The 19,892-nt window shown below is 57.0% G+C and carries 19 protein-coding genes and 1 pseudogene; 18 read left to right on the top strand and 2 right to left on the bottom strand.

Features of this window, described 5'->3' with window-relative positions:
• The first annotated feature begins 58 nt into the window (after positions 1 to 58).
• The 17 genes from mnmG to HUE57_RS02710 all read left to right on the top strand — a co-directional run bounded on the left by mnmG (position 59) and on the right by HUE57_RS02710 (position 17,049).
• The gene (mnmG, locus tag HUE57_RS02790; protein WP_078484291.1) at positions 59 to 1,948 is read left to right on the top strand and encodes a tRNA uridine-5-carboxymethylaminomethyl(34) synthesis enzyme MnmG; all 1,890 of its coding nucleotides are present in this window, start codon (positions 59 to 61) and stop codon (positions 1,946 to 1,948) included.
• Positions 1,949 to 2,053: 105 nt separating this feature from the next.
• The gene (gene rsmG / locus HUE57_RS02785) at positions 2,054 to 2,692 is read left to right on the top strand and encodes a 16S rRNA (guanine(527)-N(7))-methyltransferase RsmG (protein ID WP_078484290.1); all 639 of its coding nucleotides are present in this window, start codon (positions 2,054 to 2,056) and stop codon (positions 2,690 to 2,692) included.
• Between the two features lie 84 nt (positions 2,693 to 2,776).
• Positions 2,777 to 3,586: a ParA family protein gene (locus HUE57_RS02780; protein ID WP_078484289.1), complete on the top strand. Its 810-nt coding sequence runs from the start codon at positions 2,777 to 2,779 to the stop codon at positions 3,584 to 3,586.
• Positions 3,587 to 3,625: 39 nt separating this feature from the next.
• On the top strand, positions 3,626 to 4,519 hold the full coding sequence (locus HUE57_RS02775; RefSeq protein ID WP_078484288.1) for a ParB/RepB/Spo0J family partition protein: 894 nt from the start codon (positions 3,626 to 3,628) through the stop codon (positions 4,517 to 4,519).
• Between the two features lie 169 nt (positions 4,520 to 4,688).
• A complete protein-coding gene (locus HUE57_RS02770) occupies positions 4,689 to 5,075 on the top strand; it encodes an ATP synthase subunit I (RefSeq protein WP_078484287.1) in 387 nt (128 codons plus the stop codon).
• A 6-nt stretch (positions 5,076 to 5,081) separates the two neighbouring features.
• Complete coding sequence (atpB, locus tag HUE57_RS02765; RefSeq protein WP_078484286.1) at positions 5,082 to 5,969, top strand: F0F1 ATP synthase subunit A; 888 nt, start codon at positions 5,082 to 5,084, stop codon at positions 5,967 to 5,969.
• Positions 5,970 to 6,011: 42 nt separating this feature from the next.
• Positions 6,012 to 6,251, top strand: coding sequence for a F0F1 ATP synthase subunit C (gene atpE / locus HUE57_RS02760; RefSeq protein WP_172840326.1), 240 nt, complete (start codon positions 6,012 to 6,014; stop codon positions 6,249 to 6,251).
• Positions 6,252 to 6,303: 52 nt separating this feature from the next.
• Positions 6,304 to 6,774, top strand: a complete 471-nt coding sequence (locus HUE57_RS02755; RefSeq protein ID WP_078484284.1) for a F0F1 ATP synthase subunit B — start codon at positions 6,304 to 6,306, stop codon at positions 6,772 to 6,774.
• 12 nt (positions 6,775 to 6,786) lie between these two features.
• Positions 6,787 to 7,323 carry a F0F1 ATP synthase subunit delta gene (locus HUE57_RS02750; RefSeq protein WP_078484283.1) on the top strand — a complete coding sequence of 179 codons (537 nt, stop codon included), beginning with the start codon at positions 6,787 to 6,789 and terminating at the stop codon, positions 7,321 to 7,323.
• 27 nt (positions 7,324 to 7,350) lie between these two features.
• The gene (atpA, locus tag HUE57_RS02745; protein WP_078484282.1) at positions 7,351 to 8,892 is read left to right on the top strand and encodes a F0F1 ATP synthase subunit alpha; all 1,542 of its coding nucleotides are present in this window, start codon (positions 7,351 to 7,353) and stop codon (positions 8,890 to 8,892) included.
• A gap of 15 nt (positions 8,893 to 8,907) precedes the next feature.
• A complete protein-coding gene (atpG, locus tag HUE57_RS02740) occupies positions 8,908 to 9,771 on the top strand; it encodes a F0F1 ATP synthase subunit gamma (protein WP_078484281.1) in 864 nt (287 codons plus the stop codon).
• A 49-nt stretch (positions 9,772 to 9,820) separates the two neighbouring features.
• Complete coding sequence (gene atpD, locus HUE57_RS02735) at positions 9,821 to 11,197, top strand: F0F1 ATP synthase subunit beta (RefSeq protein WP_078484280.1); 1,377 nt, start codon at positions 9,821 to 9,823, stop codon at positions 11,195 to 11,197.
• 27 nt (positions 11,198 to 11,224) lie between these two features.
• Positions 11,225 to 11,650: a F0F1 ATP synthase subunit epsilon gene (locus HUE57_RS02730; RefSeq protein WP_174672680.1), complete on the top strand. Its 426-nt coding sequence runs from the start codon at positions 11,225 to 11,227 to the stop codon at positions 11,648 to 11,650.
• Between the two features lie 134 nt (positions 11,651 to 11,784).
• The gene (gene glmU / locus HUE57_RS02725) at positions 11,785 to 13,149 is read left to right on the top strand and encodes a bifunctional UDP-N-acetylglucosamine diphosphorylase/glucosamine-1-phosphate N-acetyltransferase GlmU (protein WP_078484278.1); all 1,365 of its coding nucleotides are present in this window, start codon (positions 11,785 to 11,787) and stop codon (positions 13,147 to 13,149) included.
• Between the two features lie 68 nt (positions 13,150 to 13,217).
• Complete coding sequence (glmS, locus tag HUE57_RS02720; RefSeq protein ID WP_078484277.1) at positions 13,218 to 15,047, top strand: glutamine--fructose-6-phosphate transaminase (isomerizing); 1,830 nt, start codon at positions 13,218 to 13,220, stop codon at positions 15,045 to 15,047.
• 315 nt (positions 15,048 to 15,362) lie between these two features.
• A complete protein-coding gene (locus HUE57_RS02715; protein ID WP_135622323.1) occupies positions 15,363 to 15,635 on the top strand; it encodes a hypothetical protein in 273 nt (90 codons plus the stop codon).
• Between the two features lie 31 nt (positions 15,636 to 15,666).
• Positions 15,667 to 17,049, top strand: a complete 1,383-nt coding sequence (locus tag HUE57_RS02710) for a KamA family radical SAM protein (RefSeq protein ID WP_078484275.1) — start codon at positions 15,667 to 15,669, stop codon at positions 17,047 to 17,049.
• 6 nt (positions 17,050 to 17,055) lie between these two features.
• Here the strand turns inward: HUE57_RS02710 and HUE57_RS19895 are convergent, their stop codons facing one another.
• Both HUE57_RS19895 and HUE57_RS19890 read right to left on the bottom strand, forming a co-directional pair.
• Positions 17,056 to 17,421 (bottom strand): DUF938 domain-containing protein, encoded by a 366-nt coding sequence (locus HUE57_RS19895; RefSeq protein ID WP_078484274.1) that lies wholly within the window; start codon positions 17,419 to 17,421, stop codon positions 17,056 to 17,058.
• Positions 17,325 to 17,645, bottom strand: coding sequence for a DUF938 domain-containing protein (locus tag HUE57_RS19890; RefSeq protein ID WP_320416265.1), 321 nt, complete (start codon positions 17,643 to 17,645; stop codon positions 17,325 to 17,327). The genes HUE57_RS19895 and HUE57_RS19890 overlap by 97 nt, the downstream gene beginning before the upstream one ends.
• Positions 17,646 to 17,716: 71 nt before the next feature.
• Between HUE57_RS19890 and uvrD the strand changes: the two are divergent.
• A pseudogene (gene uvrD / locus HUE57_RS02700) lies at positions 17,717 to 19,882 on the top strand (DNA helicase II).
• Positions 19,883 to 19,892 lie beyond the last annotated feature (10 nt).

Below are 19,892 nucleotides of genomic sequence, written 5' to 3'. Positions count from 1 at the left end.
GTTGGTTTATCGGTGTGTCGACTCTAGAATACGGATCAAGATTGTCGGGAATAATTCCATGTTTTATCAGCAAGATTTCGATGTGATCGTCGTTGGCGGTGGCCATGCCGGTACCGAGGCGGCACTGGCGGCTGCCCGCATGGGCACACGCACGCTGCTGCTGACCCACAACATCGAGACACTGGGGCAGATGAGCTGCAATCCGGCCATTGGTGGTATCGGTAAGGGGCATCTGGTCAAGGAGGTCGATGCGCTGGGTGGCCTGATGGCGCAGGCGACCGACCGTGCTGGTATTCAGTTCCGTACCCTCAACAGTCGCAAGGGTCCGGCGGTGCGTGCCACCCGCGCCCAGGCCGACCGCCAGCTCTACAGGCAGGCGGTGCGTAGCGTACTCGAGAACACGCCCAACCTGACCCTGTTCCAGCAGGCGGTTGATGATCTGGTGGTTGAGAATGATCGGGTCGTTGGTGTGGTCACCCAGATGGGGCTGAAATTTCACGCGCCCGCCGTGGTGCTGACCGTAGGTACCTTCCTGGGCGGCCGTATCCATATCGGGTTGGAGAACTACGAGGGTGGGCGTGCCGGTGATCCACCTGCCAACGCCCTCTCCCGCCGCCTGCGTGAGCTGCCGTTTCGGGTCGAACGGCTCAAGACCGGTACACCGCCACGTATCGACGGGCGCAGTGTCGACTTCTCGGTGATGGAGCCACAGCCAGGTGATGACCCGGTGCCGGTCTTCTCTTTCCTCGGTTCAGCGGCGGACCATCCAGAGCAGATCAACTGCTTTATTACCCACACCAACGAGCAGACCCACGAGATTATTCGCAACGGTCTCGACCGTTCGCCGATGTACAGCGGTGTGATTGAGGGAGTTGGGCCGCGTTACTGCCCTTCGATTGAAGACAAAATCGTGCGCTTTGCCGATAAAAACTCCCACCAGATCTTTGTCGAGCCGGAGGGGCTTACCACCCACGAGCTCTACCCCAACGGTATCTCCACCAGCCTTCCCTTTGATGTGCAGCTGGCGCTGGTCCACTCGATGCGCGGTTTTGAGCGGGCGCATATCACCCGTCCAGGTTATGCAATCGAATACGACTTCTTCGATCCACGTGATCTGAAACCCTCGCTGGAGACCAACTACATCGGCGGTCTCTTCTTCGCTGGCCAGATCAACGGCACCACCGGTTACGAAGAGGCGGCGGCGCAGGGGCTGCTGGCAGGCCTGAACGCCGCAAGGCAGAGCCAGGAAAGTGAGGCGTGGACGCCGCGCCGCGATGAGGCCTACCTTGGCGTGCTGGTCGATGATCTGATCACCCGTGGCACCAATGAGCCCTATCGTATGTTCACCTCGCGCGCTGAGTACCGCTTACTGCTGCGTGAAGATAACGCCGATCTGCGTCTCACGGAGCAGGGGCGTGAGCTGGGGCTGGTCGACGATGAGCGCTGGAGAGCCTTCGAGACCAAGCGCGAGGCGATTGAGCAGGAGCGACAGCGGCTGCACGCCACCTGGGTGCGACCGAACACGCCACAGGGTGATCAGCTAAAGGCGGGTGGCAACCTATTAAGACGCGAGCAGCGACTGGCTGATCTGTTGCAGCGCCCCGAGTTTGACTACGCGATGTTGATGGCGCTGCCCGAGATCGGTCCCGGTGTTGAGGATCTGCGCGTTGCCGAGCAGTTGGAGACGCAGATCAAGTACGCCGGTTATATCGAGCGCCAGCGTGAGGAGATCGAGCGTCACAAGCAGCAGGAGGCGCGCGCGATCCCCGATGATCTCGACTACAGTGCAGTACGAGGCCTCTCGGCTGAGCTGTGTCAGAAGTTCAGTGAGATCCGTCCCACTACCCTGGGACAGGCGGCGAGAATTCCCGGTGCCACGCCAGCGTCGGTCTCGCTGCTGCTGGTACACCTGAAAAAACGGGGTGCCGAAGTGCGTCAATCGGCGTAAGCTAATGGGCCTGTTAACGCTGAGTGAATTGTCAGCGTTGTGGCTGAAATGGCGTTAATGCGCCCTACACCATAATTCGAATAATGACGGTACAGAGAAGCGATTATGCACGGTAATGAAGCGGCTCCTGAGGAGCTGTTTGAACAAGGTCTAGCAGCACTCCATCTTGATCTCTCTGCAGAGGTGCAGCAGAAGTTCATGGACTATATCGCGCTGATGCTGAAGTGGAATCGCGTCTACAACCTCACCTCGGTGCGGAAACCGGCGCTGATGGTCACCCGTCATCTGCTCGACTCGCTGGTTGTACTCCAACATATAAAGGAACCACGGCTGCTCGATGTCGGCTCAGGTGCCGGCCTGCCAGGCATTCCACTGGCGCTGGCTCGTCCCGATTGGCAGATCGTACTGCTCGATGGCAACGCCAAAAAGACGCGTTTCATGACCCAGGCGGTCGCCGATCTTGGGCTGCAGAACGTTAAAGTTGTGCATGAGCGTGTTGAGCTTTTCAAGCCTGAACAGCCTTTCGACACGATCATTTCGCGCGCCTTCTCCACGGTGGAGAACATGACCGAGATGGCCGGTGGACTGCTGGCACCCGAGGGGCGTCTGCTGGCGATGAAGGGCGTCTACCCGCTCGCCGAGCTGGAGATGCTGCCTGACGGCTTCACCGTTAAAGAGGTGATCAAGCTCGATGTGCCGACACTCGATGCCGATCGCCATCTGGTCTGGATCGAACGCGTCTGATCTTTCATCCGCTCTGCGAGTTGGGAAGTCGCGGAGCTTTTCGGTTATATTCTCAAGCCCCGATATCTGCGGATCACTGAAACCATGGGAAGGATAATCGCCGTCGCCAACCAGAAGGGTGGGGTTGGCAAGACCACGACTAGCGTTAATCTCGCCGCCTCACTGGCTGCGACAAAGCGTCGTGTGCTGCTGGTTGATCTCGATCCGCAGGGCAACGCCACCATGGGTAGTGGTGTCGATAAGAACGGTGTCGAGACCTCGGCCTACGATGTGCTGGCCGAAGAGGCCGATCTGGCGCGAGTCATGACCTACTCCGAGGATGCTGGTTTTACCGTGTTACCGGGCAATGCCGACCTGACTGCTGCTGAGGTAGCGCTGATGGGAATGAGCATGCGTGAGCACAAACTGCGTCTGGCGTTATCACGCGTACGTGACCAGTTCGACTACATCCTGATCGACTGTCCCCCCTCACTGAACATGCTCACCGTCAACGCGATGGTGGCGGCGCAGAGCGTTTTGATCCCGATGCAGTGTGAGTACTACGCGCTGGAAGGGCTCTCGGCGCTGATGGATACGATTGAGAAGATCAAACGCAGCATCAATCCCAATCTGGAGCTTGAGGGGCTGCTGCGTACCATGTTTGATCCACGCAACCGTCTGGCCAAGGAGGTCTCGGAGCAGATCACCGAACACTTTGGCGAGAAGGTCTACCGCACCGTAATACCGCGCAACGTACGTCTCGCCGAGGCACCCAGTTACGGTCTGCCGATCATCAAGTACGACAAGGCTTCGCGTGGTGCGATTGCCTACCTGGCGCTGGCCGGTGAGATACTGCGGCGTGATGAAGAGGTCGCCAATCAGGTGGCAGAAGAGAGCGAAGCGCAGAGCGCCTAGTTCCAGTCAACGATATCAATAGGGTTTAGAGAGAGAAGCATGGCAGCAAAGAAACGCGGCTTGGGCAGAGGGCTCGATGCACTGCTCGGAGCGAGCGCCAAGAGCGCCGTTGAAGAGAGTGATGAGAGCAAAGCGGGTAGCGACGAGGGCAAGGGTGGCGAGCAGCTGCGCAACCTGCCGGTCGAGCTGATGCAGCGCGGTAAGTATCAACCGCGTATGGATATGCACCCCGAGAGCCTTGAAGAGCTGGCCGACTCGATTCGTGCTCAGGGCGTGGTGCAGCCGATTGTGGTGCGCCCGATTGGCAAGGATCGTTACGAAATCATCGCAGGTGAGCGCCGCTGGCGTGCCTCGCAGATTGCCGGACTGAGTGAGATTCCGGTCGTGATCCGCGATGTGCCCGATGAGGCGGCGATCGCGATGGCGCTGATCGAGAATATCCAGCGCGAAAACCTCAATCCTATCGAAGAGGCCGTTGCACTAAAGCGTCTGCTCGATGAATTTGAGCTGACTCACCAGCAGGCGGCAGAGGCGGTAGGCCGTTCTCGTGCCTCTGTGAGTAACCTGCTGCGCCTGCTCGATCTCAATGATGATGTTAGAAAGCTGCTTGAGCATGGCGATCTGGAGATGGGCCACGCCCGTTGTCTGTTGGCACTCAAGGGTGCTGAGCAGAGTCAGACCGCCCGCCAGGTGGTCGCCAAGGGGCTTTCGGTGCGTGAGACCGAGGCGCTGGTGCGCCGTACTCAGGAGGCACCCAAGCAGAAGGCCTCTAGCAAGGCGCTCGATCCCGACATTCGAAATCTACAGGATTCGCTCTCCGACAAGCTCGGTGCAGTGGTCAAGGTACAGGCGGGTGCCAAGGGTAAGGGCAAGTTGGTGATTCAGTACAACAGCCTTGATGAGCTCGACGGTATCCTCGAACACATCAAGTAAGCACCTGACACGAATGGCCGAGTATTCAATTAGGCTAATATAAAGTTTACTTATCCCAGCATTGACCGGCTTCGTATATGCACATATACTTATGCGCCGTTCGATTCCGTAGGCTGGATTTAGTCTATAAGTTGTAACGCACATATCCCTACCGGGATAGGAGTCGGGCGTGAGCCACCGTGCTGAAGATATACAGAGGCAAGTGATTTATAGGCAATTGTGGATACAGGCGCTGCTTGTGACTACAGTCTCACTACTCTTTCTTCTGATAGGTGGTTGGAAAGCAGCAGCGATAGCGCTTTATGGTGGTTCGATCACAATCATAAACACGCTGCTGCAGCTCTGGCACACGGTACGTGCCTTTAAAACGGCGGGTGCCAGCCCTGAGCGCAACATCATGATTCTCTATCGTTGCGTGATTGAGCGCTATGTAGTGACGATTGCACTATTTGCGCTGGCTGTAGGTGCCCTGAAATTGGACTTTTTGCCGTTAATGATCGGATTTGTGGTGGGCCTAATGGCCCTCTTTTTTGGTGGTATAAAGAGACGAGCTTGAGAAAAAATGGCTAGTGAAACGCTGACCTCCACGCAGTACATTAAGCATCACCTTCAAAACCTGACCTATGGTCAGCATCCCGACGGGAGTTGGGGGCTGGCAGAGACCGCCGAGCAGGCGAAAGAGATGGGTTTCTGGGCCTTCCACGTCGACAGCCTCGGCTGGTCGATCCTACTCGGTGCCCTCTTCCTCTGGGTGTTCCGCATTGCGGCCAAGAACGCGACTGCCGACGTTCCCGGTGGTCTGCAGAACTTCGTTGAGTGGATTGTTGAGTTTATCGACAGCAGCGTACGCGGCTCATTTACCGCCAAGAACGACCTGGTCGCACCACTCTCGTTAACCATTTTTATCTGGGTCTTCCTGATGAACTTCATGGACCTGATTGCCGTTGATCTGCTGCCGCAGCTGGCGACACTGATCGGTTCCGGTATCTTCGGTATGGATCCGCACCACGTCTACTTTAAGGTAGTGCCAAGTACCGATCCGAACATTACCTTTGGTATGGCCTTCGCCGTCTTCTTTCTGGTGCTCTACTACAGCATCAAGATCAAGGGCTTCGGTGGCTTTGCCGGTGAGCTGACCCTGCAGCCTTTCCAGTCTTCGAACAAGCTGGTGCAGGCGCTCTTTATTCCGGTCAACTTCCTGCTCGAGTTTGTCTCGCTGATCGCCAAGCCGATCTCACTGGCGCTGCGACTCTTCGGTAACATGTACGCCGGTGAGATGATCTTCATCCTGATCGCGATCATGTACAGCGCAGGCTGGACGATGGGCATCTTCGGCGGCTTCCTGCAGCTCGGCTGGGCCATCTTCCACATCCTTATTATTACCCTGCAGGCGTTCATCTTCATGACATTGACTATTGTCTACATGGATATGGCGCATCAGGAACACTGATTTTATTAACTTCAACTTTTAAACTTTAAGTAAATTTAGGAGATAAACATGGAACAAGCACTGCTATTTATTGCTGGCGCACTGATGATGGGTCTGGGTGCGCTGGGTGCTGCTGTCGGTATCGGTATCCTCGGTGGCCGCTTCCTCGAGGGTGCTGCTCGTCAGCCTGAGCTGATCCCAATGCTGCGTACCCAGTTCTTCATCGTTATGGGTCTGGTCGACGCGGTTCCAATGATCGCTGTTGGTCTCGCTATGTACGTTCTGTTCGCGGTAGCTGGATAAGTACGAACTCTTTCGAACTTAAATTATCCCGCCGTAAACACGAGGTATAGGCATGAATATCAATGCAACCCTGATTGGACAGATGATCGTTTTCGTCATCTTTGTCTGGTTCTGCATGAAGTTTGTGTGGCCGCCGATCATGGCCGCACTGCAGGAGCGTACCGGTAAGATCGCTGATGGTCTGGCCGCCGCCGAACGTGGCAAGCATGAGCAGGAGTTGGCTGAGCAGCGTGCAAAGGATCTTCTCAAGGAGGCCAAAGAAGAGGCTTCCGGCATCATCGCACAGGCGCAGAAGCGCGCCAGTGAGATTGTTGACGAGGCCAAAGACAATGCACGTGGCGAAGGTGAGCGTCTGATCACCGCAGCTAACGCTGAGATTGAACAAGAGGTTAACCGCGCACGTGAACATCTGCGTGGTCAGGTTGTTTCAATCGCTGTAGCTGGTGCAGCCAAGGTGCTGAACAAGGAGATTGACGACTCATCTCACGACGCCCTGCTGCAAGACCTGGTCGCTGAGATTTAAGGTCGTATAGCCATGGCTGAAAATATAACGATCGCACGCCCCTACGCCCAGGCCATCTTCGCACTGGCCCAGGAGCAGGATAATCTTAATGGGTGGTCCGAGATGCTGCAGCTGGCTAGCGCCGTTGCTGCAGATACGGATATGGCCGCCCTGATCGATAGCCCCCAGCTCGACGCAACTGAGCTGGGCAAGCTGTTTCTCGATATCTGTGGTGATCAGCTGAACGAGTTTGGTCAGAACATGGTGCATGTTCTGCTCGAAAACGATCGTCTGAAACTGCTGCCCGAAATCGCGGCGCTGTTCGAAATTGAACGCGCTACGGCTGAGGGTACCGTCGAGGCTGAAGTGATCTCCGCCAAGGAGATGACCGATGCACAGAAGCAGGGCATTACCGAGTCACTGAAGAAGCGTCTGGGACGCGAAGTGACTCTGGACTGCCGTATCGACGAGACCCTGCTGGGCGGTGCAATTATTCGTGCCGGTGACGTAGTCATCGATGGTTCGGTTGTCGGCAAGCTCGAAAAGCTTGCGGCAAATCTGACGAACTGAACCGAACCTGTTTAGAGGACACAAGACATGCAATTGAATCCATCTGAAATCAGTGAACTGATCAAAAAGCGCATTGCGAATTTTGAGACAGTCACCGAGGCCCGTAACGAGGGTACCGTGGTCAGCCTGACCGACGGTATCGCGCGTATCCACGGCCTCTCCGACGTAATGTCCGGCGAAATGCTGGAATTCCCCAATAACACCTTCGGTATGGCGCTCAACCTTGAGCGTGACTCGGTCGGTGCGGTAATCCTTGGCTCATACGAGCACATCACCGAGGGTGACAAGGTCACCTGTACTGGTCGCATCATGGAGGTGCCGGTTGGTGAGGCACTGCTGGGTCGCGTTGTTGACTCACTCGGTAATCCGATTGATGGCAAGGGTGCTTTTGATGCAGAGGGCAGCTCTAGCATCGAGAAGATCGCCCCCGGCGTACTCTGGCGTCAGTCGGTAGACCAGCCACTGCAGACCGGTCTCAAGTCGGTCGACTCCATGGTGCCGATCGGCCGTGGCCAGCGTGAGCTGATCATCGGTGATCGCCAGACCGGTAAGACTGCGGTTGCGATCGATGCGATCATCAACCAGAAGGGTACCGGCGTTAAATGTATCTACGTAGCGGTTGGCCAGAAGGCCTCCTCTATCGCCAGCGTGGTTCGCAAGCTCGAAGAGCACGGCGCGATGGAGCACACCATCGTGGTTGCGGCGACCGCATCCGATTCTGCGGCACTGCAGTACATCGCACCCTACTCCGGTTGTGCGATGGGCGAGTACTTCCGCGACAAGGGTGAAGATGCACTGATTGTTTATGATGATCTGACCAAGCAGGCGTGGGCCTACCGTCAGGTATCGCTGCTGCTGCGTCGTCCACCAGGTCGTGAGGCCTATCCGGGTGATGTCTTCTACCTCCATTCACGTCTGCTCGAGCGTGCTGCTCGTGTAAATGCTGATTTCGTTGAGAAGGCGACCAACGGCGCCGTAACCGGTAAGACCGGTTCACTCACCGCTCTGCCTATCATTGAAACCCAGGCAGGTGACGTATCGGCCTTCGTACCGACCAACGTTATCTCGATCACCGACGGCCAGATCTTCCTTGAGTCCGATCTGTTCAACGCCGGTATTCGTCCTGCGATCAACGCCGGTCTGTCGGTATCACGAGTCGGTGGTGCGGCGCAGACCAAGGTCATCAAGAAGCTTGGTGGCGGTATTCGTCTCGACCTCGCACAGTATCGTGAGCTGGCGGCCTTCGCCCAGTTCGCTTCCGATCTCGATGAGCAGACCCGTAAGCAGATTGAGCGTGGTCAGCGTGTTACCGAGCTGATGAAGCAGAACCAGTACAGCACCATGAGTGTTGCGCAGAATGCCGTATCACTGTTCGCCGCCAACCAGGGTTTCCTGGATGACGTCGAGGTGGAGAAGATTGTCGATTTCGAAGCGGCCATGCAGGGTTTCATGAAGTCATCACACGCCGATCTGATGGACAAGATCAATGAGAGCGGTGATTACAACGACGAGATCGAAAATGCACTGCGCGCTGCCCTTGAGCAGTTCAAGGCAAGCAACACCTGGTAGACGGGGAGTCTCTCGATGGCAAGCGGTAAAGAGATACGTACGAAGATCAAGAGTGTCCAGAACACTCAGAAGATCACCCGTGCGATGGAGATGGTGGCCGCCAGCAAGATGCGCAAGGCACAGGATCGCATGACTGCGACCCGTCCCTATGCGGAGAACATTCGCCGAGTAATCGGCCATCTGGCACAGGCACACCCGGAGTACAGCCATAGCTACATGGTGGCTCGCGAGGTTAAGCGTGTAGGCGTGATTATCGTCTCCACCGATCGTGGTCTGTGTGGCGGTCTGAACACCAACCTTTTCAAGGCGGGTGTGACGGCACTGAAGGATTGGCAGGAGCAGGGTGTTGAGGTTGATCTCTGCACTATCGGTTCCAAGGGCTTCGGTTTCTTCAAGCGCGTGGGTGGCAACATTGTTTCAGAGGTCAGCCAGCTGGGTGATTCACCCCGGCTCGAAGAGCTGATCGGCACCGTTAAGGTGATGCTCGATGCGTTCAACAAGGGTGAGATCGATCAGCTGCATGTGGTCTACAACCGGTTCGTCAACACCATGTCTCAGGATGCCCAGGTCGAGCAGCTGCTGCCGATCAAGGCCGAGGAGTTGCAAGAGGGGTTGAAGCACCACTGGGATTATATCTATGAGCCCGATGCCAAGGATGTACTCGACCAGTTGTTGATGCGCTACGTCGAATCGATCGTTTATCAGGGTGTGGTTGAGAATATCGCTTGTGAGCAGGCGGCGCGGATGGTGGCCATGAAGGCTGCTTCCGATAACGCCGGTGACCTGATCGGTGAACTGCAGCTGGCCTATAACAAGGCCCGTCAGGCAGCGATCACCCAAGAGCTTTCAGAGATTGTAGCCGGCGCGGCCGCTGTTTAATGACGGCTCTGTTGCATAAAGAATTTAGTATTATTTAAGGGGAACTGAGATGAGTTCTGGAAAAATTGTTCAAATCATCGGACCGGTTATTGACGTGGAGTTTCCACGCGATGCCATGCCGAAGATCTATGATGCGCTGAAGGTTGGTGAGGCTGGCTTGACCCTTGAGGTTCAGCAGCAGCTCGGTGATGGCGTGGTTCGTACCATTGCCATGGGTACCTCCGACGGTGTTAAGCGTGGAATGGAGGCAGCCAATACCGGTGCAGCTATCAGCGTACCGGTCGGCACCAAGACCCTGGGCCGCATCATGGATGTACTCGGAAATCCAATCGATGAAGCGGGACCGATTGGCGAGGAGACGCAATGGGGTATTCATCGTAAGGCACCTGCCTACGAAGAGCTCTCAGCCAGCACCGAGCTGCTCGAGACCGGCATCAAGGTTATCGATCTGGTCTGTCCTTTCGCCAAGGGCGGTAAGGTTGGACTGTTCGGTGGTGCCGGTGTCGGTAAGACCGTCAACATGATGGAGCTTATCCGTAACATCGCTATTGAGCACAGCGGCTACTCAGTATTCGCCGGTGTTGGTGAGCGTACTCGTGAGGGTAACGACTTCTACCACGAGATGAAGGAGTCGAGCGTACTCGATAAGGTGTCGCTGGTTTACGGTCAGATGAATGAGCCACCCGGTAACCGTCTGCGTGTAGCGCTGACCGGCCTGACCATGGCTGAGTACTTCCGTGACGAGGGTCGCGACGTACTGCTCTTCATCGATAACATCTATCGTTACACCCTGGCGGGAACCGAGGTTTCGGCACTGCTGGGTCGTATGCCTTCAGCGGTAGGTTATCAGCCTACTCTGGCTGAGGAGATGGGCGCACTGCAGGAGCGTATCACCTCAACCAAGACCGGATCGATCACCTCTATCCAGGCGGTATACGTACCGGCGGATGACTTGACCGACCCATCACCCGCAACCACCTTTGCTCACCTTGATGCGACCGTTGTACTTTCGCGTCAGATCGCAGAGCTCGGTATCTACCCAGCGGTTGATCCGCTCGACTCAACCAGCCGTCAGCTCGATCCGCTGGTTGTTGGTAGCGAGCACTACGAGGTTGCCCGTTCTGTTCAGGGTACCCTGCAGCGCTACAAGGAGCTGCGTGACATCATCGCGATCCTCGGTATGGATGAACTCTCCGAAGATGACAAGCAGACAGTATCTCGCGCTCGTAAGATCCAGCGCTTCCTGTCGCAGCCCTTCTTCGTTGCTGAGGTCTTCACCGGTGCGGCTGGTAAGTACGTCTCACTCAAAGACACCATCGCCGGCTTCAAGGCGATCGTTGCGGGTGAGTATGACCATCTGCCAGAGCAGGCCTTCTACATGGTCGGTTCTATCGATGAGGCAGTTGAGCGGGCGAAATCCCTCTAAATCAGTACTTCAAGGGGGTGGAATAAAATGTCCATGACCATGCATGTCAACATCGTCAGCGCCGAGGCGGAGATCTACTCCGGCACCGTCGCGCAGGTCCACGCACCTGCGATTATGGGTGAGGTGGGTATCTATCCACGCCACACGCCGATGATGACCCAGCTCAAGCCGGGTGAGGTTCGTATTGTTACCGACGGTGGTGAGGATGAGTTCTTCTACGTCTCCGGTGGAATGCTCGAGGTCCAGCCGCATGTGGTAACGGTACTTGCCGATACCGCGCTGCGCGCCAAGGATGTCGACGAGGCCGCCGCGATTGAGGCCAAGCAGCGTGCCGAAGAGGCGATGAAGAGTCGTGAGAGCGATATCGACTACGCTCGCGCCCAGGCCGAACTGGCCGAAGCCGTGGCGCAGCTGCGTACCATTGAACATCTGCGTAAGGGTTCTCGCCGATAGTCTTTGAGTGTTGGTAGTTCCTATTGAAACGGCGCGCAGCCAACACTGCGCGCCGTTTCTGTTTCTGCAGGTATGTTTACGAGTGCCAGCAACGTTACAATAGCGTTTCGTTAGAGAAGAGCTGATCTATAACCATGAATCTCAGTGTCATTGTGCTCGCCGCAGGTAAGGGTTCGCGGATGCGCTCCAAGCTCCCCAAGGTATTGCACGACCTGGCCGGAAGGCCGCTGCTCAAGTTTGTTACCCGCGCCGCCCAGTCGCTTAATCCGCATATGACCGTTGTGGTCTACGGTCACGGTGGTGAATCGGTGCGTGAGGCACTGGCCGATGAAACACTCGAGTGGGTGGAGCAGGCCGAGCAGCTCGGTACCGGCCATGCGGTTGAGCATGCGATGCCGGGCATTGCCGATGAAGATAGTGTGCTGGTGCTCTACGGCGATGTACCCCTGATTGAGAGCGCTACCCTGCAAGCAATGTGTGAGCCGGTTTCAAGCTCTGTAATGTCACTGCTCACCACCCGACTGGATAATCCGCACGGTTATGGCCGCATTGTGCGAGATGCTGACGATAAGGTGCTGCGCATTGTTGAGCAGAAGGATGCCAGTGAGGCGGAGCAGCAGATCGATGAGATCAATACCGGCATTCTTGCCGCCAATGCGAAGGCGTTGCGTGGCTGGTTGGCTGAGCTCGAGAACAACAATGCGCAGGGCGAGTTCTATCTGACCGATATCATCGCCCTTGCTGTTCGAGACAAGGTTGAAATCGAGACATTCGCCCCAGCTTCTATCGAAGAGGTGCAGGGTGTGAACGATCGAGCACAGCTCGCTACGCTCGAGCGCCACTACCAGCTGAGTGAAGCGCAGCGACTGATGCGTGAGGGTCTGGGGCTGAGAGATCCGGCGCGTTTCGATCTGCGTGGCGAACTGAGTTTTGGTAGCGATGTGGTTATCGATGTGAATGCGGTCATCGAAGGAACAGTCACCTTAGGTGATGGTGTCACCATTGGACCAAGCTGCGTGATTCGAAACTGTAATATCGCCGATGGGGTCGAAATTCAGGCCAACTGCGTGCTTGAGGACGCCACTATCGGTGAGCAGAGTCGTATCGGCCCCTTTGCTCGCCTCCGACCCGAGGCGCATCTCGCAGACCACACCCATATCGGCAACTTTGTTGAGATCAAAAAATCGGTGATTGGCAGTGGCAGTAAGGTGAATCACCTCAGTTACGTGGGCGACACCACTATCGGTAGTCGGGTCAACATCGGTGCCGGTACCATCACCTGCAACTACGATGGCGCCTACAAACATCGCACCATCATCGGTGACGATGTCTTTGTCGGCTCAGATTCGCAGTTGGTTGCGCCGGTCGAGATCGGTGCGGGTGCCACCATTGGTGCAGGTTCGACCATTACCCGTGACACCCCTCCGGGTGAACTGAGTCTGACTCGGAGCAAACAGAAGATTGTCAGTGGCTGGAAACGGCCGAAAAAAGAGAAGTAGTCGCTGTAAGCGAGCTCCCTTCTGAGATTCAATTTCATAGGTCTATCGCCTGTCAGGATTAGAGTGAAATGTGCGGAATTGTTGGTGCCATAGCTGAACGGGATGTTGTACCTCTGTTGCTGGAGGGGCTGCGGCGCCTTGAGTATCGTGGTTATGACTCGGCTGGACTTGCAGTGGTTGATCGTGAAGGGCTGCAGCGCTGTCGTACCGTGGGTAAGGTTGAGGTACTTGCTACTGAACTGAAGGCAAGGCCGATCAGTGGCACCATCGGTATCGCCCACACCCGCTGGGCTACCCATGGCCGTCCCGCTTCGCAAAATGCTCACCCCCATCAGTGTCGCAATCGTGTCGCACTGGTTCACAACGGCATTATCGAAAATCACGAACGACTAAGGGCTGAGCAGTTGGCCAGCGGTTACGAGTTCACCTCAGAGACCGATACAGAGGTCGTTGCACACCAGCTGCACCACTATCTCGACCAGGGTGAGAGCATGCTCTCCGCAGTACAGTCGGCCTCAAGAGATCTCGAAGGTGCCTATGCACTGGCCGTGATCACACCCGGTGAGGATGACCGGATGGTGGTGGCGCGCCGCGGTAGTCCACTGGTAATCGGTATCGGAATTGGTGAACATCTGATCGCCTCTGATATCTCGGCACTGCTACCGATTACCCGACGCTTCATCTTCCTCGAAGAGGGTGATGTCGCCGAGCTGACACGCGAGAGTGTTACCATCTACGACGCAGCGGGTAACGTCGTCGAACGCGCGATCAAAGAGAGCGATCTTGCGCCTGATGTGGCTGATCGTGGTGAGTTCCGTCACTACATGCTCAAAGAGATCTATGAGCAGCCGATGGCGATTTCCGAGACGCTGGAGGGCCGACTGGCGGGAGGCAAGGTGTTGGAGGCGGCATTTGGTCCGCAGGCGGAGGCTATCTTCGACCGCATCAAACGGATACAGATTATCGCCTGTGGCACCAGCTTCCATGCCGGACAGGTAGCGCGAAACTGGTTCGAGGGTCTGGCGGGTATCCCCTGTCGAGTCGAGGTGGCGAGCGAGTTTCGCTATCGACATCCTGTTCCTGATCCCGAGGCGTTGATTGTCACCATCTCTCAGTCGGGTGAGACCGCCGATACATTGGCAGCGCTGCGTGCGGCCAAGGAGTGGGGATATGGCGCATCATTGGCGGTCTGTAATGTACCCGAGAGTTCTCTGGTGCGTGAGGCCGATCTGTCGCTGATGACACGAGCCGGTCCAGAGATCGGTGTCGCCTCGACCAAGGCGTTTACCACCCAGTTGGTAGCGTTACTGTTACTGGTGGTCTCGCTCGGTCGGCGCTACCGGATCGATAGTGAGCGTGAGGCTAAGATCGTCGAGCAGCTGCTCGCACTGCCGAGCCATATCGAGGATCTGCTCTCACTGGATGATGAGATTCATCAGCTTGCCGAACGCTTTACCGACAAGCAGCACGCCCTCTTCCTCGGACGTGGTGTGCAGTACCCAGTGGCGATGGAGGGTGCACTGAAGCTCAAGGAGATCTCCTATATCCACGCCGAGGCCTACCCGGCAGGAGAGCTAAAACATGGGCCGCTGGCGCTGGTCGATGAGGAGATGCCGGTCATCGCCGTGGCGCCCAACGATGCACTGCTGGAGAAACTCAAGGCGAACCTCGAAGAGGTGCGTGCACGCGGAGGCGAGCTCTACGTCTTTGCCGATCATGCTAGCGGTATGAGCAAGTCGGAGCGTGTTCACGTTACCGTCGTGCCGCCGGCTGGCGATCATGTCGCGCCAATAATCTTCACCGTTCCGTTACAACTGCTCGCCTACCATGTCGCCGTCCTTAAGGGGACCGATGTCGACCAGCCACGTAATTTGGCCAAATCGGTCACAGTCGAGTAACCCTTCACTAACTCATTGATTTGATTGTTTTTGCCGCAAATGGTAAGGTGTCCGGCCCTTTTCGATAGGAGATGGCGCGATTTGGAATGTTGCGCTGTGAAGAGGGAGCCGAGAAGTATTGAGCGCCGAGTGGGGCGTGGTGTAGGGCCGGAGAGCCTCTGGACGACAATCGAGTGCCAAATCGGAGCACAGCAGTAGAGCTGCTACCGAAGATGTGACCCCCCTGATATGCGTGAGGTTTCCGCCAGGTTTGCGGAGGCGGGCTGTTTTTATCTCGATTGTTATTGTAATGAATCGTTTATTAAGGAGTTTGTAGTGTCTAAGGAGCTAATGTTTTTCTGTATTCCTCAAGGCGCCTATATGGGTGTGAGCAACTGTCAGAAGTTGCGTAAACGCCCGGTTGGTAAGGCGCCAGCAGGCGGCCAGACTAAGCTACGCGCCTGCGAGAAGTGTGAGATGCATGGATTGGTCGACTCCGCCAAGGTCCCGACCGTCAGCATGGCCTCATACCTCTCAGGTAGCCGCCCAAAACCAGCCAGTAAGCAGGCGCTTGCCTCAGCAGCGCGCGCCGAAGCAGTACCGGCGTAACACCCCCCCTCAACAACTGTGTGAGTAGCCGATGAGTCAAAGCGCTAACCTGGATTCAACTCAGGCATCAGGGAACGAGCATTTTCAGACCGAGAAGTTTCAGGTCTACACCGAGCGGCATCTGGAGGATATCCCCCAGCTTGCCACGCTCAGTGAGGCGCAGCGGTTTGAGATGCGAGTTGTGGCCAATGTGCTGCCGTTCCGCGTCAACCGCTACGTGGTTGATGAGCTGATCGACTGGAGCGATATTCCCAACGATCCGATCTTCCAGCTCACCTTCCCGCAGCGCGGAATGCTCGACCCCAGCCAGTATGATCAGATGGCGGAGCTGCTGCGCAGCGGTGCCGAGAAGGCGGAGCTCAAGGCACTGGCGGCGGAGCTACGTCAGGAACTCAATCCCCATCCTGCTGGTCAGCAGGAGCTCAATGTACCGAAGCTGCATGGTGAGGCGCTTGAGGGGATGCAGCACAAGTACCGCGAGACGGTACTCTTCTTCCCCAGCCAGGGGCAGACCTGCCACAGCTACTGCACCTTCTGCTTCCGCTGGGCGCAGTTTGTTGGTGACAAGTCGCTACGCATCTCCTCACACGAGGCGAAATCACTGCACCACTATCTGAAACACCATCAAGAGGTGACCGACCTGCTGATTACCGGTGGCGACCCGATGGTGATGAAGACCAAACACCTGGCCGACTATCTGCGCCCACTGCTGGAGCCGGAGTTCGACCATATTCAGACCATCCGCATCGGCACCAAGGCGCTCTCCTTCTGGCCGCAGCGCTTTGTCTCTGACGCCGATGCCTCTGAGTTGATGGCGCTGCTGAAGGAGCTGGTCGACGGTGGCAAACACGTCGCGGTGATGTCGCACTTCAATCACTGGCGTGAGCTGGAGACTCCGATTGCTCGTGAGGCGGTTCGCCGTATCCGTGCCACCGGCGCGATCATCCGTAGTCAGTCGCCACTGGTGGCACATATCAACGACGATCCTGAGGTGTGGGCGCGTATGTGGCGCACCCAGGTGAAGCTCGGCATCATCCCCTACTACATGTTCGTGGAGCGCGATACCGGCGCCAAGCGCTACTTCGAGGTACCGCTATCGCGTGCCTGGGAGATCTACCGTGAAGCGGTGAAGCGCGTTTCGGGTGTGGCGCGTACCGTGCGCGGCCCCTCAATGAGTGCCGGACCGGGCAAGGTTGAGGTGCAGGGTGTGACTGAAGTAAATGGTGAAGAGCTGTTTGTACTGCGCTTCATTCAGGCGCGTAATCCCGACTGGGTGCAGCGTCCCTTCTTTGCCAAATATAGTGAGCAGGCGACCTGGCTTGAGCAGCTCGAACCGGCGCTGGGTGATGAACAGTTCTTCTACCAGGCCGAGTACGATGAGATGCAGCAGAAGGCCAGCGGACAGAACTGGTAGTCCGCCCTACCCCACCTTTTCCCAGACCAGAATCCGATTGTTGGCCGGCATGGCGTGATCGTTTAACAGTGTCATGCCGCCCTGCTCCGCCATCGTATTGAGTGCCTCGAAGTCGCGTATCGCACTGCCCGGGTCGCGCGCTTTGAGCCAGAGATCGAACTGCGCATTGCTCTCGCTGGTATAACGCCCCTCGTAGTTAAACGGCCCGTAGAGACAGAATCGTCCACCCCGCTTCAGAACCTCGGCAACTCCCGTAAACATAGATTCGACCATGTTCAGATGCATAATGTGTGCAGTATTGGCGCTGAAGGCCGCATCATAGCGGTCGTTTGGCCAGTTTCCGGTGACATCGAGATCGAGCGGCGGTAACACATTGGTAAGCCCCGCCTCTTCTCGCCAGGCAGGATGCCAGCGTGGTTCTCAAGTCGATCACTGGTTTGCCAGCTTAGATGTGGCAACCGCTCAGCGAAGTAGATGGCGTGCTGGCCGGTACCACTGCCGATCTCCAGCAGCTGCTCAGCTGCAGCAAAGTGTTCGCGGATCACTTCAAAGATCACGTCACGGTTCTGATCGCACGATTCGGCGTAGGGTTTCATCACTCGCTCCCGGCTAAAGAGCGCACAGTATAGATAGAATATGCGGCGGCGCCATCTGGTAAAATGGCGCGATGGATGTCTCCTATATTCTCGATCCCTCAACGATGCTCAGCGCGAAGCCGTCAGTGCGCCCCCAACCATACCCTGGTGCTGGCTGGTGCCGGCAGCGGTAAGACCCGTGTGCTGGTGCACCGCATCGCCTGGCTGTTGGAGGTGGAGGGTACCTCCCCTTCGGCGTGTTGGCCGTTACCTTCACCAATAAGGCCGCCTCAGAGATGCGAGGCCGCACCGAGGCACTGCTCAACATGCCCGGTTCCGGCATGTGGGTTGGCACCTTCCACGGCATTGCCCATCGACTGCTACGCACCCACTGGCGCGAGGCGGGGCTGAAAGAGACCTTCCAGATACTCGACTCTGATGATCAGCATCGGCTGATTAAGCGGGTACTGCGTTCACTCGATATCGATGAGGCGCACTGGCCGCCGAAACAGGTGCAGTGGTTTATCAATGCACGTAAGGATGAGGGGCTGCGTCCTCAGCATATTGAGGATCACAGTGACCCCTATCTGCGGCAGATGATCCGGCTCTACACCGCCTACGAGGTCGCCTGCGAGCGCGCCGGGGTGATCGACTTTGCCGAACTGCTACTGCGTTCACACGAGCTGTGGTTAAAGAGCCCCGAGGTGCTGGTGCACTATCAGCAGCGTTTCCGCCATATTCTGGTCGATGAGTTTCAGGACACCAACACCATCCAGTACGCCTGGTTGCGGGTGTTGGCGGGTGACAAGATTACTCTCTTTGCGGTGGGTGATGATGACCAGTCGATCTACGGCTGGCGCGGGGCGCAGATCGAGAATATTCACCGTTTCGGCCGTGAACTACCACAGGTGCAGACGGTGCGGCTGGAGCAGAACTACCGCTCCACCGGCAATATCCTTGCCGCCGCCAATGCACTGATCTCACGCAATAGCGGCCGACTCGGTAAGAAGCTCTGGACCGAGGATGCCGAGGGCGACCCGATCTACCTCTACAGCGCCTACAACGATCTCGATGAGGCACGCATCATTGCCGAGCGAATTGGGCAGTGGATTGAGCAGGGTGGGCGCCGTGAAGAGGCAGCGCTGCTCTACCGCTCCAACGCACAGTCGCGTGTACTTGAGGAGGCGTTGATCGTCGCCGGTATCCCCTACCGTGTTTATGGCGGATTGCGCTTCTTCGAACGTGCTGAGATTAAAAATGCACTCGCCTACCTGCGCATTATCAGTAATCGTGCAGACGACCCCTCCTTCGAGCGGGTGATCAACACCCCGACGCGCGGTATCGGCGAGCGCACGGTACAGGCAGTTCGTGATCTGGCGCGTGATCGTGAGATGACGCTGTGGCAGGCACTACTGGCGGTGATTGATGAGAAGCGGTTACCGGCACGTGCATCGACTGCACTGCAGCGCTTTGTTGAACTGATCGAGACGCTGGCAGGTGAGTGCGACGGCATGGCGCTGGAGCAGCAGGTGGAACATGTGATCGGCCTTACCGGCCTGATTGAGTTCTACCGCAAAGAGAAGGGTGAGAAGGGGGAGGCACGCATTGAGAACCTCGAGGAGCTGGTCACTGCCGCGCGCAGTTTCCGTTACGAAGAGGATGAGCAGATGAGTCAGCTCGACGCCTTCCTTTCGCACGCTGCACTTGAGGCGGGTGAGCAGCAGGCGGGCGCGCATGAAGATGCGGTGCAGCTGATGACGCTCCACTCCGCCAAGGGGCTCGAGTTTCCGCTGGTCTTTATGTGTGGCATGGAAGAGGGGCTCTTCCCTCACTCGCGTTCCAGCGAGAATCCTGAAGGGCTCGAGGAGGAGCGCCGCCTCTGTTATGTCGGTATCACCCGCGCACGGCAGATCCTCTACCTCTGTCACGCCGAGCGGCGTCGAATTCACGGCTCCGACACCTATCCGATGCCGTCACGCTTTATCGGTGAAATTCCTTCCGAATTGATTACGGAAGTGAGGCCGAGGGCGGCGGTCACGCGTCCCCACTATGGCTCTGAGCAGCGATCCAGCATGGTCTCGAGTTCGATGAATGAGACCGGGATGAGTGTCGGTCAGCGCGTTGAGCATCCCAAGTTTGGCGAGGGAACGGTGGTTAACTGTGAGGGCTCTGGCGCACAGGCACGGGTACAGGTTAATTTCGAAGCGGCTGGTAGTAAGTGGCTGGTACTCGCCTACGCAAATCTCGTACAGTGTTAGGTATAACCTC

Origin of the sequence: Candidatus Reidiella endopervernicosa (genome assembly GCF_013343005.1) — a bacterium.
GTDB lineage: Bacteria > Pseudomonadota > Gammaproteobacteria.
This window is presented reverse-complemented; position numbering and strand designations above follow the sequence as displayed.